Origin of the sequence: Methylocystis sp. JR02, assembly GCF_030063565.1 — a bacterium.
GTDB lineage: Bacteria > Pseudomonadota > Alphaproteobacteria > Rhizobiales > Beijerinckiaceae > Methylocystis > Methylocystis iwaonis.
The window spans coordinates 1,729,349-1,741,903 of sequence record NZ_JASIRC010000001.1 but is presented as its reverse complement, the minus strand read 5'-3'; the positions used below and the strand labels follow the sequence as shown (position 1 = coordinate 1,741,903).

General features: G+C 65.9%; 10 protein-coding genes. All 10 read left to right on the top strand.

Annotated elements, in window-relative coordinates:
- Nucleotides 1-2 precede the first annotated feature (2 nt).
- Nucleotides 3-1,103 carry an undecaprenyldiphospho-muramoylpentapeptide beta-N-acetylglucosaminyltransferase gene (murG, locus tag QNA11_RS08355; protein WP_283482660.1) on the top strand — a complete coding sequence of 367 codons (1,101 nt, stop codon included), beginning with the start codon at nt 3-5 and terminating at the stop codon, nt 1,101-1,103.
- A 14-nt stretch (nt 1,104-1,117) separates the two neighbouring features.
- On the top strand, nt 1,118-2,530 hold the full coding sequence (gene murC / locus QNA11_RS08350) for a UDP-N-acetylmuramate--L-alanine ligase (protein WP_283482659.1): 1,413 nt from the start codon (nt 1,118-1,120) through the stop codon (nt 2,528-2,530).
- 145 nt (nt 2,531-2,675) lie between these two features.
- Nucleotides 2,676-3,596 (top strand): UDP-N-acetylmuramate dehydrogenase, encoded by a 921-nt coding sequence (murB, locus tag QNA11_RS08345; protein ID WP_283482658.1) that lies wholly within the window; start codon nt 2,676-2,678, stop codon nt 3,594-3,596.
- Nucleotides 3,597-5,141, top strand: a complete 1,545-nt coding sequence (locus tag QNA11_RS08340; RefSeq protein WP_283482657.1) for a hypothetical protein — start codon at nt 3,597-3,599, stop codon at nt 5,139-5,141.
- Between the two features lie 99 nt (nt 5,142-5,240).
- On the top strand, nt 5,241-6,164 hold the full coding sequence (locus QNA11_RS08335) for a D-alanine--D-alanine ligase (protein WP_283482656.1): 924 nt from the start codon (nt 5,241-5,243) through the stop codon (nt 6,162-6,164).
- Nucleotides 6,131-7,126, top strand: coding sequence for a cell division protein FtsQ/DivIB (locus QNA11_RS08330; protein WP_283482655.1), 996 nt, complete (start codon nt 6,131-6,133; stop codon nt 7,124-7,126). Before QNA11_RS08335 ends, QNA11_RS08330 begins: the two co-directional genes overlap by 34 nt.
- Nucleotides 7,127-7,130: 4 nt before the next feature.
- On the top strand, nt 7,131-8,444 hold the full coding sequence (ftsA, locus tag QNA11_RS08325; protein WP_202072405.1) for a cell division protein FtsA: 1,314 nt from the start codon (nt 7,131-7,133) through the stop codon (nt 8,442-8,444).
- Between the two features lie 154 nt (nt 8,445-8,598).
- Nucleotides 8,599-10,311 carry a cell division protein FtsZ gene (gene ftsZ / locus QNA11_RS08320; protein ID WP_283482654.1) on the top strand — a complete coding sequence of 571 codons (1,713 nt, stop codon included), beginning with the start codon at nt 8,599-8,601 and terminating at the stop codon, nt 10,309-10,311.
- Nucleotides 10,312-10,439: 128 nt separating this feature from the next.
- Nucleotides 10,440-11,402 carry a UDP-3-O-acyl-N-acetylglucosamine deacetylase gene (gene lpxC, locus QNA11_RS08315; protein WP_283482653.1) on the top strand — a complete coding sequence of 321 codons (963 nt, stop codon included), beginning with the start codon at nt 10,440-10,442 and terminating at the stop codon, nt 11,400-11,402.
- A gap of 177 nt (nt 11,403-11,579) precedes the next feature.
- Nucleotides 11,580-12,467: an outer membrane protein assembly factor BamD gene (locus tag QNA11_RS08310; protein ID WP_283482652.1), complete on the top strand. Its 888-nt coding sequence runs from the start codon at nt 11,580-11,582 to the stop codon at nt 12,465-12,467.
- Nucleotides 12,468-12,555: the final 88 nt, after the last annotated feature.

The following is a 12,555-nucleotide window of genomic DNA, read 5'->3' as shown; positions in this document are numbered from 1 at the left end:
CGATGAACGATCGGCCCATTCTTCTCGCCGCCGGCGGCACCGGCGGCCATCTCTTTCCGGCCGAGGCGCTGGCGCATGCGCTCGAAGCCCGCGGCGCTGCGGTGGAGCTTGTCACGGACGAGCGCGCACTGGCTTATGGCGGCAGCTTTCCGGCGCGTGCGATGCATTGCATTCCCTCGGCGACGCCACGTGGCGGTTCGCTGATCGAAAAGGCGCGCGCCGTTGCGCAACTCGCCTACGGCACCGCGCAGGCCGCGAAGGTCATGAGCCGGTTGCGCCCGCGCGCGGTGATCGGCTTTGGCGGCTATCCCACCGTGCCGCCGCTGCTCGCGGCGTCTTTCCTGAAAATCCCGACCGTGCTGCACGAGTCGAACGCTATCATGGGGAAGGCGAACCGCTTCCTCTGCGGCCATGTCGACAAGATCGCCGCAGGGCTCCCCAATCTCGCCGTGCCGCCCGCTTTGCAAAGCAAGGTCGTCGTCACCGGCAATCCGGTGCGTCCGGCGGTGCTGGAAGCGGCGAAGCTCCCTTATCCTGATTTCGCAGATGACAGGTTCCGGCTCCTCGTCACCGGCGGCTCGCAGGGTGCGCGCGTGATGGCTGACATCGTGCCGGAGGCGATCGCCGCTCTGCCGGAGCATTTGCGTTCGCGCATTCGCCTTGTGCAGCAGACACGCGCCGAGGACATCCCCCGCGTCGAGGCGATCTATGAGAGCGCAAAGGTCGACGTCGAGATCGCGCCCTTCTTCAAGGATCTGCCGCTGCGCATCGCGCAGGCGCATTTCATCATCGCGCGCGCGGGCGCTTCGACCGTGTCCGAGCTTGCCGTCATCGGCCGCCCGTCGCTGCTCGTGCCACTACCGCAATCGCTCGACGGCGATCAGGCCGCGAACGCCGCCGTCATCGAACAGGCCGGCGCCGCGGAGACGGTGAAGCAGAGCGATTTCTCGCCGGCCTTCCTGACGGCGCGTCTCGCGCAACTCATCGACGCGCCGCAAGCGCTCGCGCAAAAAGCTGAAGCCGCCAAGCGCGTCGGCGTCGCCGACGCGGCCGAGCGTCTCGCCGATCTGATTTTGAACGTGGCGCAAAGCCGCGCGTCATAAGGAGACACATTGGGATGAAACTGCCGCGCGATCTCGGCCCCATTCACTTTGTCGGCATCGGCGGCATCGGCATGTCGGGCATCGCCGAAGTGCTGCTCAATCTCGGCTACACGGTGCAGGGCTCGGACGCCGCCGAAAACGCCAATGTGAAGCGTGTCGCGGAAAAGGGCGCCAAGGTCTTTGTCGGCCATGACGCGAAGAATCTCGCCGAAGCCGCCGTCGTCGTGGTCTCGACCGCCATCAAGCGCGACAACCCCGAGCTGGTCGCGGCGCGCGAGAAGCGCCTGCCTGTGGTGCGCCGCGCCGAAATGCTCGCGGAGCTGATGCGCCTCAAGCAATGCGTCGCCATTGCCGGCACGCATGGCAAGACGACGACCACCTCTCTCGTCGCGACGCTGCTCGACGCCGGCGGACTCGATCCGACTGTCATCAATGGCGGCATCATCAACGCCTATGGCACCAATGCGCGACTGGGCGCCGGCGATTGGATGGTGGTCGAGGCTGATGAGAGCGACGGCACCTTTTTGAAGCTCCCCGCCGACGTCGCGATCGTCACCAATATCGATCCCGAGCATCTCGATCACTTCCACACTTTCGACGCGATCAAGGAAGCCTTTCGCGCCTTCATCGAAAATCTGCCATTCTACGGCTTCGCGGTGATGTGTCTCGATCATCCGACTGTGCAGGAACTCGTCGGCAAGATCGAGGACCGCCGGGTTTTCACCTATGGCGAGAATCCGCAGGCCGACGTGCGCCTGCTGGACGTCAATCTCGATGGCGGCGTGTCGCGCTTCAACGTGCTGCTGCGCGACCGCAAGACCGCGCAGGCGACTTACCTCGAAAACCTGCTGCTGCCGATGCCCGGCCATCATAATGCGCTGAACGCGACGGCGGCGATCACTGTCGCCTATCAGCTCGGCCTGTCGCCGGATCAGATCCGCAAGGCGCTCGCGGGCTTCGGCGGCGTCAAGCGCCGCTTCACGCGCACCGGCGAATGGAACGGCGTGCAGATCTTCGACGATTATGGCCACCACCCGGTCGAGATCGGCGCCGTGCTGCGCGCCGCGCGCGCCTCCACCAAGGGCAAGGTCATCGCGGTGGTGCAGCCGCATCGCTACACACGCCTGCAATCGCTCTTCGACGCCTTCGCGACCTGCTTCAACGACGCAGACGTCGTTATCGTGGCCGATGTCTATGCGGCGGGTGAGCAGCCGATCGCCGGCGTCGACCGCGATGCGCTGGTCAACGCCATTCGCGCGCATGGCCACCGCCGCGCGGTGAGCCTGCCGTCGCCTGAAGTGCTGCCGGCCATGGTGCGGGAGATCGTGGCGCCGGGCGATTATGTCGTGTGTCTCGGCGCGGGGAACATCACCCAGTGGGCCTATGCGCTGCCGGAGCAGCTTGCCGCGGGCGGGGTCAGCGCATGACGCGCATTCTTCACGACTCCTCCCCTCTCCCGCTTGCGGGAGAGGGTGGCCCTCGCGTTAGCGAGGGTCGGGTGAGGGCCGCCCTCATCCGTCACGCGTTCCGCGCGACACCTTCTCCCGCAAGCGGGAGAAGGAGGAAGCGTCTATGACCTTCCGCGACCTCACCCCCGTCATCGCGCCGCTCATGCCCGAGCTGCGCGGAAAACTCTCCGCCAATGAGCCGCTCGCGCCCTACACGTGGTTTCGCGTCGGCGGACCGGCGCAGCTTCTCTTCATGCCGGCGGATGAAGCGGACCTCGCTTATTTCCTCTCGCGTCTGCCGAGCGATATTCCCGTCACCGTCATCGGGCTCGGCTCCAATCTCATCGTGCGCGACGGCGGCGTTGCGGGCGTGGTTATCCGGCTCTCGGCGAAAGGCTTCGGGGAGATCGCCATTGAAGAAAACGCGCGCCTGCGCGTCGGCGCCGCCGTGCCGGATGTGAAAGCCGCGCGCGCCGCGGCGGACGCCGGCATAGATGGTCTTGCTTTCTATCGCGGCATTCCTGGCGCCATCGGCGGCGCGCTGCGCATGAACGCCGGCGCGCATGGCGGCGAGACAAAGGATACGCTCATCGAAGCGCGCGGCGTCGATCGCGCAGGCAACATCCGTATCTTCTCCATCGCCGATATGGGCTACAGCTACCGCCACTGCTCGGCGCCGGCGGATGTGATTTTCACGCAGGCGCTGTTTCAGGGCCGGCCCGGCGACAGCGCGGCGATCCTCGCCGAGATGGATCGCATCACGCAGGCGCGCGAGGCTTCGCAGCCGATCAAGGAGAAGACCGGCGGCTCTACCTTCAAGAACCCCGAAGGCCATAAGGCCTGGCAATTGATCGACGCCGCTGGCTGCCGCGGCCTCATCGTCGGCGATGCGCAGGTGAGCGAGATGCATTGCAATTTCCTCATCAACCGAGGCCGCGCCACCGCCGCCGACATCGAAAATCTCGGCGAGACGGTGCGGGCCCGCGTGCTGGAGACGAGTGGGGTCGAGCTACACTGGGAAATCAAAAGGCTCGGCGTCGCTTAAATGAGCGCGGACACGCCCCGCGCCGACGAGGGCTCGAAACTCGAGGCGATCCTTGCGAGTCCCTGGACGACGCTTGCCCTGGTCTTGATTGCAATCGGCCAGCAGATCGCCGGCCATCTCGATTGCGACGTGTCCTGGTTCATCACTTTTGCCGAGCGATATGTCGACGGCGCCGTTCCCTATGTCGACATCACCGATCCAAACCCGCCGGCGTCCTTTCTCGTCCTGGCGCCGGCGATCAAACTGGCCCGCGCCTTGGGCCTTGCGGCCGAGCCGGTCGTTGCAGGGCTCGTGTTCTTTTCCGCCTTTCTGTCGATCGCGCTCAGCGCTGTGATCCTGCGTTCGGGCGCACCGCGTTCGCGTAAGGAATGGGGGCTTATCGCCAACGCAGCGGTTTTCCTGCTGCTCGTCGCGCCTGCTTTGGCTTTCGCGGAACGCGAGCATCTGGCGCTTCTGGCGCTGGCGCCTTTGCTTGCGACATTGGCGGCGTCAGCCGAGGGCGGGCGCGTCGCCCGGCCGTTGCGCATCCTCGCAGGTCTCGGCGGCGGGCTTGCGGTCTGCTTCAAGCCGTTTTTCGCGCTCGCGATCATCGCGCCGGCGCTCGCCCTTGCGTTTCGCGAACGCTCGCCGCGCCTGCTGCTAACGGCGGAAATGGCCACCGCCGTCGGCGTCTGCGTCGCCTATGGCGTCGCGACCCTCGTGTTTTTCCCGGGCTACGCGCATTACGCGCTGCCCGTGATCGCGGATGTTTATCAGCCGTCGCGCGAAACGACGGTCAATCTCGCCTTCCGCTCGCTCGCGCCTTTCAACGTCGCGCTTCTTGGCGCGCTTTTCATCGCCTCGGCGCGTGGCGTGGCGCCCGCCGCCGTGCGGGTCTGCGCCTTCGCCTCGGCCGCCTTTCTCGCAAGCTTTTTCTTGCAGGGGAAAGGCTGGATGAATCACGCCTATCCGGGCGTCGTGCTGGCGCTTCTCGCCTGGAGCCTGTTCGCGCTCGGCGACGACCCGCGCGCCAAGGCCGCGCGGGAAGGGCGGCTGTTCAAATTCGTCTTCCTGCCTCTGCTAATCGCCGCGCCCTTTGAATTCGGCGCTCACATGCTTTGGGTCAACGCCGAGGAGTACCCCGGCCTGCGCGCGGCGATCGAACGTGTTGCGCCGTCGCATCCGCGTGTGATCGCCATGGCGCGCCAGCTCGATTTCGGCCATCCCGTTACGCGCCAGCTCGGCGGCGTCTGGGTCGGCCGCCCCAATGCGCTATGGGTTGCGAGCTTCGCCGCCTATCTCTCGAAGGGCGCCGTCGACCCGGAACGGCGCGCGCTGCTGCAAGACTATCGCCGTCGCGATCTCGCCGGATTTGCCGAGGATGTTCGTCGCGGCAAGCCCGACGTCATCATCGTCGAGGATAAAGAGACGCGCGAGTGGGCGATCAAGCAGCCGGAGTGCGCCACTGTCCTCGATGGCTATGAAAAAACCGGGCAATCCGAGGAAATCGAAATCTGGACCCGCAAGACGCGGGACGCCGTTGCGCCGTCTCCGGGGGCGGCATAGCTTCGGCCGGGTAAGGGATTCGGGCGCGGCCCGATCAACGCGCGACAGAGGCAAAGACTTCTCTTTCAGCTTTGCTTTGGCGCCAATCAAGAGATCAACATGACCAAACACGTCGCCGTGCTGATGGGCGGACTCTCCGCCGAACGCGAAGTTTCTTTGCGCTCGGGCGCGGCCTGCGCCAAAGCGCTGGAGGAGCAGGGCTACCGCGTGACGCCGGTCGACGTCGGCCATGACGTCGCGAGCGTGCTGGCGTCGCTCAAGCCCGACGTGGCCTTCAACGCCCTGCACGGAAAATTCGGCGAGGACGGCTGTATCCAGGGCGTGCTCGAGCTGCTGCGCATTCCCTATACGCATTCGGGCGTGCTCGCTTCCTCGCTCGCGATGAAGAAGGACGTGGCCAAGGTCGTGATGGCGGCGGCCGGCGTTCCCGTGCCCAAAGGCCGCGTCGTGCATCGTCTGGAGGCGGCGCAGGCGCATGTGCTGCCGCCGCCCTATGTGCTGAAGCCCGTCTCCGAGGGCTCCTCCTTCGGCGTCTTCATCGTCAGGGAGGACCAGGCCCATCCGCCGCAGGAGCTGATGCGGGAAGATTGGGCGCATGGCGATCTGATGCTCGCCGAACAATTCGTGGCGGGGCGGGAACTTACCTGCGCCGTGATGGGAGACCGCGCGCTCGACGTGATCGAGATTCTCGCCGCTGACGGCGGCTGGTACGACTACCACGCGAAATACGCGAAAGGCGGTTCAAAACACGTTATTCCCGCGAATCTTAAACAAAATATTTACCAAGAGGTTCAACATTTAGCCATCGAGGCTCATCGGGCTCTCGGTTGCCGCGGCGTCAGCCGCGCGGACTTCAGATATGACGATCGCCCCGATGGAACGGGCGAGCTTGTCGTGTTGGAAGTGAATACGCAGCCGGGAATGACGGAGACCTCGCTCGTGCCAGATATGGCGGCTTATGCAGGTTTATCGTTCGGCGAGCTTGTGAAATGGATGGTGGAGAACGCATCCTGCGATCGTTGAGGGAGTCGCTCGCGACTTCCCTCCCGCCTGTACATTTTCCGCTCGCCCAGCCCGAGACGGCTGTCGCGGGCGCCTCCTACGCCAGCGCCGCCGCCACCGCCGATCTTCCGCCCCAGCCGCCGCATCGCCGCGACGATGGACCGTCCGCGCTGCAGCGCTACGCCTTTCTTGCACGCCCGGGCGTCGGCCTGGCTGCCGTGCTTCTTCTCTTTGGTTGCGTCGGCCTTGCCGGCGCCTTGCAGAACGGCGGCTATGACGCGCTGATCCGGCGCGAAGGCCAGCCCTGGGACATCGCCGCCCGCGCTTTCGGCTTCGATATTTCCGCGGTGACCATCACCGGGCAGTCGCGGCTGACCGAAAACGAGCTTTTGGACGCCGCCGGGGTCACGCCGCGCCAGTCGCTGCTCTTTCTCGACGCCGGCGCCGTCCGCGAGCGCTTGCTGGCCATCCCGCTCGTGAAGACCGCGCGGGTGATGAAGCTTTATCCCAACCGTCTCGTCGTCGCGATCGAGGAGCGGCGGCCGCAAGCGCTTTGGCAGCGCGACGGCCGCATCTCGGTTGTTTCCGATGACGGCGTCGCGATCGACGAGCTGCGCGACGAGCGTTACCTCGGCTTGCCCTTCGTTGTCGGCGAGGGCGCGCAGAAGCGTCTGCCGGAATTCCTGGCGATCAGAGAGGGGATGGGCGATCTCGCGCAGCGCGTGAAGGCCGGCGTTCTCGTCGCCAACCGCCGTTGGGACATCGAGATGACCAATGGCGTGATCGTGAAATTGCCGGAAGCCGATCCGGGCCGCGCCATCGGCGCCCTGATCCGCCTGCAGCGCGAGGCGCGCATTCTCGACAAAGACGTCATGGCCGTCGATTTGCGCGCGGCCGACCGCGTCACGGTGCGCCTGACAGAAGAAGCGGCGGCGGCGCGAGAAGCGGCGTTGCCCCATAAAACCAAGAAGGCTGGTGGGTAGAGTCATGAAGTCCCAGCTTGTTCCCCCCCGTCTCAAGCCGCTCTCGCCGCGCCGCGCCGCGACGTTCGGCGTCCTCGACATCGGCACGTCGAAGATCGCTTGCCTGATCGCGCGCCTGACGCCGGTCGGCGACGTTGCGCCGCGCGACTGGCGGACGCATCGTATCCGCGTCATCGGCATCGGCCACCAGCGCTCGCTCGGCGTGAAGCACGGCCTCGTGATCGACATGGACGCGGCCGAGCGCGCCATCCGGCAGACGGTGGACGCCGCCGAGCGCATGGCCGGAACGCAGATCGATCATGTGATCGTCACCGCGTCGGGCGGCCGTCTCGCGTCGGAACACTTTGCCGCGAAGCGCGCGATCGGCGGGCGTGAGGTCGCGGAAAGCGACATCCATCGCGTGCTCGAAGCCTCCGCCGCGCATCACCTGCATCGCGGCCGGGTCGCCGTGCATTCGATCCCGACAGGCTTCTCGCTCGACGGCGTGCCGGACATTCGCGAGCCCAAGGATATGATCGGCGACGAACTCGGAGTCGATCTCCATGTGGCAAGCTGCGATCAGGCGGCGGTTCGCAATCTCGTCCTCGCGGCGGAGCGCGGCCATCTCGGCGTGGAAGGCATGGCCGCTGCGCCTTACGCCGCCGGCCTATCGGCGCTCGAGCCCGACGAGGCGGAAATGGGCGTCGTCCTCATCGACATGGGCGCGGGCTCGACCTCGCTCGCGGTCTTCGCTCGCGGAAAATTGACCCATCTCGACGCCGTGACGCTCGGCGGCAATCACGTCACCATGGACATTGCCCGCGGCCTCGACGCGCGCCTTGCCGACGCCGAGCGCCTGAAGACCTTCCACGGCTCGGCGATCTCGTCTTCCTCCGACGAGCGCGAGACGGTGTCCTTCGATCATGTCGGCGAGAGCGGCCGTCACAAGCACTATGCGCCGAAGTCGCATCTCGTGCGGATCATTCGTCCCCGCATCGAGGAGACGTTCGAATTCCTGCGCGACCGGCTCGCGCGCGCCGGCTATCCGTCCGGCCCCAACCGCCGCATCGTGCTCACCGGCGGCGCCTGTCAGCTCACCGGCGCGGCCGAGTGTGCGCGGTCGATTCTCGGCGGGCAAGTGCGCATCGGCCGCCCGATCGGAGTCGATGGGCTTCCCGATCCGGCGCGCAGCCCCGCATTCGCGGCGGCGGCGGGATTGCTCGTCTACCCGCAGGTCGCGGGGCGCGAATATTTCGAGCCGCATCGCGGCGAAAGGTTTGCGACTGGTACGGATGGTTACATGTCGCGAGTGGGTAGATGGTTAAAGGAAAGCTTCTAGAATCGGAGCAAGTGATTCTCTCTACCGAAGCGATTCGGCCTGTCGAGGCGGGCCTCTGCGTAAAGTTACCGAGGACGACGCGTTCGGCGACGGGGCGTCCAAGGAAAGGACAACCGACGCCGATGAGCTGTGTTAATTCCGAGAGGCCTGGCAAATGACGATCAATCTCAAAGCGCCCGAACTGAGGGAACTCAAGCCCCGAATCATGGTCTGCGGCGTGGGCGGGGGCGGCTGCAACGCCGTCAACAACATGATCACGTCTGGCCTGTCGGGCGTCGATTTTCTCGTCGCCAACACCGACGCTCAAGCGCTTGCCTCTTCTTCCGCCGAGCGCGTGATTCAGATGGGCCTGCAGGTGACGGAAGGTCTCGGCGCCGGCGCCCAGCCGGAAGTCGGCCGCGCCGCCGCTGAGGAAGCCCGCGAGGAGATTCGCGAGCATCTGCAGGGCGCGCATATGTGCTTCGTCACCGCCGGCATGGGCGGCGGCACTGGCACGGGCGCCGCGCCGGTCATCGCGCAGATCGCGCGCGAGATGGGAATCCTCACTGTCGGCGTCGTGACCAAGCCGTTCCATTTCGAGGGTCAGCGCCGTCTGCGCATCGCCGACGCCGGCATTGGCGAGCTGCAGAAATGCGTCGATACGCTGATCGTCATCCCGAACCAGAATCTCTTCCGCATCGCGACGGAGAAGACGACCTTCGCCGACGCCTTCGCCATGGCGGATCAGGTGCTCTATTCGGGCGTGGCCTCGGTCACTGACCTCATGGTCAAGGAAGGCCTCATCAATCTCGACTTCGCCGACGTGCGCTCGATCATGCGCGGCATGGGCAAGGCGATGATGGGCACGGGCGAGGCGACCGGCGAGCGCCGCGCCAATCTTGCGGCCGAAGCGGCGATCGCCAATCCGCTGCTCGACGAAGTGTCGATGAAGGGCGCGCGCGGCCTGCTGATCTCGATTACCGGCGGCCACGACCTGACGCTTTATGAAGTCGACGAGGCGGCGAGCCGCATCCGTCAGGAGGTCGACGAGGACGCCAATATCATCCTCGGCGCCACTTTCGATTCCTCGCTCGAAGGCGTCATCCGCGTGTCAGTCGTCGCGACGGGCATCGATCTCGCCGCGATCACGGCCGAGGATCCGACGAGCCAGAGCCGGATGGCCGAGGCCGCCGAGCGGCTGCGCCAGCAGTTGCACGCTAAGTCGCAACCGGCGCCCGTCGCCGAGGCCGCCCCTTCGGCCCAGATCTACGCGATGCCGGAACGCGCGCCCGCGCCCGCCTATCAGCCCGAGATGCGCGAAGCGGCGCCGGCTCCTGTCTATTATGCCGAGCCGGCCCCGGCTGCGCCCGCCCATATGACGACGAATGGCGTCTATCTGGAGCCGGTCGCCGCGCGTCCGGCCTATGTCGAGCCGATGTCGGAGCCCGCGCCGCGCATGGCGGCGGAGCCAGCCGCGGCGCCTTATGTGCCGCCGGCGCCTGAGATGCCGCGCACCCCGCGCATGCCGTCGCTCGAGGATTTCCCGCGGCCGGTGCAGGACCAGATCCGTCAGCACCACGCCGAGGCGTCGCAGGACCCGCGTCGTAAGTCGATCTTCGAGCGCCTCGCCTCCTTCGGCGCGAGCCGGCAGGAAGACGCGATGCAGGCCGCTCCCGCCGCGCCTTATCCCCAGGCCCCAATGCCGCCCCGCGCGCCGCAGCCTTCTCCGGCGCATGCGGAATATGGCAAGCGCCCCGCGGCGCCTGCGCCGCAGGCGCCGGGTCACGCCGGGCTCGACACCCATGGCCGCCGCGCCCCCGCGCCGCGTCCGGTGGAGGAAGACCATCTCGAAATCCCGGCTTTCCTGCGCCGGCAATCGAACCACTGAGCTGCTTTGCAGCTTCGCAAAGGCCCGCCAGCGCGGGCCTTTGTCTTTTTTGCGCGTGGCTTGTAACAAACGGTAGCAAACCGTTACTGGAGCCTTGCCACGCCCCTGGGATAAGAATTATCCAGTAAGTGGCTCTAACTTGGGCCTGTTCCAGCCTTCGCCGGGAGGATCCCCTCATTCGCCCGAAGTCTCGCGCCCAGACATCGCTTGCGCGTTCCGTCACGCTCAGCGGCCGCGGCGTCCATAGCGACACGCCAGCGCGTCTCACGCTCTCGCCTTCCGCCGCCGATTCCGGCATCGTCTTCAGCGTAGAAGGCGCCGACATCCTTGCCGACTGGCGCAGCGTCGACGCCACGCAATTGCGCACGCGGCTTTCGGGCGAGGGCGCGCGCGTCTCGACCGTCGAACATCTGCTGGCGGCGCTTGCTGGCCTTGGCGTCGACAACGCCCTTGTCGAGATCGAGGGCGCGGAAGTCCCCGCCATGGACGGCTCCGCGAGAGCCTTTGTCGCCGCGCTCGACGAGGCGGGGCTGGTCGAGCTGGCCGCGCCGCGCCGCTTTCTGCGCGTCACTGCGCCCGTGCGCGTCTCCGACGGCGCCGGTTGGGCCGAGTTGACGCCAGCGGGCGGCGGGCTCAGCCTCGACGTCGAAATCGCCTTCGAGGGCCGCATCGGCCGGCAGCGCCGCGCTTTGAACCTCACGCCCGAAACCTTCCGCCGCGAGCTCGCGGGCGCCCGCAGCTTCGGCTTCCTGCGCGACGCCGAGCGACTGTGGCGCGGCGGCCTCGCGCTCGGCGCCTCGCTCGAAAATACAGTGGTGCTCGACGGCGAGGCCGTGCTCAATTCCGAGGGGCTGCGTTACGTCGACGAATTCGTTCGCCATAAAATGCTCGACGTCGTGGGAGACCTCGCGCTCGCCGGCGCGCCGATCCTGGGGGCGTTCCGCTCCTTCAGAGGCGGGCATGCGCTGAATGTGGCGCTGGTGCAAACGGCGATGCGCCAAGGCGCGCTGGAATTGGTCGAGCGCCATGTTGTCGCGGAGCGGCCGGCGGCGTCTTTCGCCATAATCTCGCCAGAACAAAGTCCTTCCTAATAACCGCATCATCCGTCGCCGCGCGCCGCCTGCGCCGAGACGGCGCGGGTCTGGCGCGCATGCGTATCGCAATGCGCTCTCGAGCGGGGCCGCGAGTGGCGGGTTATGGCGGTTTAGGCTAATAGGCTTTCAGAGCGCGGCGCGGTCGTCGCTCTTTGCCGCAAGGGGCGCTTCATAATGTCTGTTTTCGCTGCTTCTTTCCGCTCTTCCGCTATGCTCGCCGCGGCGGCCCTGGCGCTCGCCATTGCGCCGGCGCGCGCGGACATCATGGATACGCTCACGAGCGGCTTTGGCCTTTTGGGCGGCGGCGAAAAATATAAGACGGAAATCACCCCGGACATTCCGGCCGACGATCTGTACAACCAGGGCCTCGCCAGGCTGAAGGCCAAGGATTACGAGAAGGCGGCGAAGAGATTCGGCGAGGTGGAGAAAAACTATCCCTCGTCAGAATGGTCGCGCAAGGCGCTGCTGATGACCGTCTTCACGCAATATGAGAAGCCGGCTTATGACGAAGCCGTCCAGGCGGCGCAGCGTTACATTGGCCTTTATCCGAATTCGCCCGACACGCCCTATGTCTTTTATCTCGCCGGCATGAGCTACTATAACCAAGTGCCCGACGTGATGCGAGATCAGTCTTCGGCTGAAAAGGCGCTGCAGATTTTCTCCGAGCTGATCCAGAAATACCCCAAGTCCGAATATGTCGCCGACGCAAAATACAAGATGGGCGTGGCGCGCGATCAGCTCGCCGCCAAGGAAATGCAGGTCGGCCGCTTCTATCTGACGCGTAAGAATTATCCGGCGGCGATCAATCGTTTCCACGACGTGCTCGGCAAATATCAGACGACCCGCCACACGGAAGAAGCGCTTTACCGCCTGACGGAAGCCTATCTCGCTATGGGCGTCACCAATGAGGCGCAGACGGCGGCGGCGATCCTCGGTCATAACTACCCGGATTCGCAATGGTACAAGGACGCGCACGCCTTGTTGAAAACGGGCGGTCTGGAGCCGCATGAATATAGCGACTCCTGGCTTTCCAAGGTCGGCAAGACGCTGCACGCGATCTGAGGCTGCCTGGACCGCGAGCCTTCAGGCTCGCCCCTTAAAAATGCGCGCCTAAAGGCGCGCGGTCCCGATTGATTTCGCCGCCGGGCGT

Coding starts and splice junctions, on each gene's coding strand:
- murG (WP_283482660.1), top strand. CDS start 3: ATGAACGATCGGCCCATTCTTCTCGCCGCCGGCGGCACCGGCGGCCAT.
- murC (WP_283482659.1), top strand. CDS start 1,118: ATGAAACTGCCGCGCGATCTCGGCCCCATTCACTTTGTCGGCATCGGC.
- murB (WP_283482658.1), top strand. CDS start 2,676: ATGACCTTCCGCGACCTCACCCCCGTCATCGCGCCGCTCATGCCCGAG.
- QNA11_RS08340 (WP_283482657.1), top strand. CDS start 3,597: ATGAGCGCGGACACGCCCCGCGCCGACGAGGGCTCGAAACTCGAGGCG.
- QNA11_RS08335 (WP_283482656.1), top strand. CDS start 5,241: ATGACCAAACACGTCGCCGTGCTGATGGGCGGACTCTCCGCCGAACGC.
- QNA11_RS08330 (WP_283482655.1), top strand. CDS start 6,131: ATGGATGGTGGAGAACGCATCCTGCGATCGTTGAGGGAGTCGCTCGCG.
- ftsA (WP_202072405.1), top strand. CDS start 7,131: ATGAAGTCCCAGCTTGTTCCCCCCCGTCTCAAGCCGCTCTCGCCGCGC.
- ftsZ (WP_283482654.1), top strand. CDS start 8,599: ATGACGATCAATCTCAAAGCGCCCGAACTGAGGGAACTCAAGCCCCGA.
- QNA11_RS08310 (WP_283482652.1), top strand. CDS start 11,580: ATGTCTGTTTTCGCTGCTTCTTTCCGCTCTTCCGCTATGCTCGCCGCG.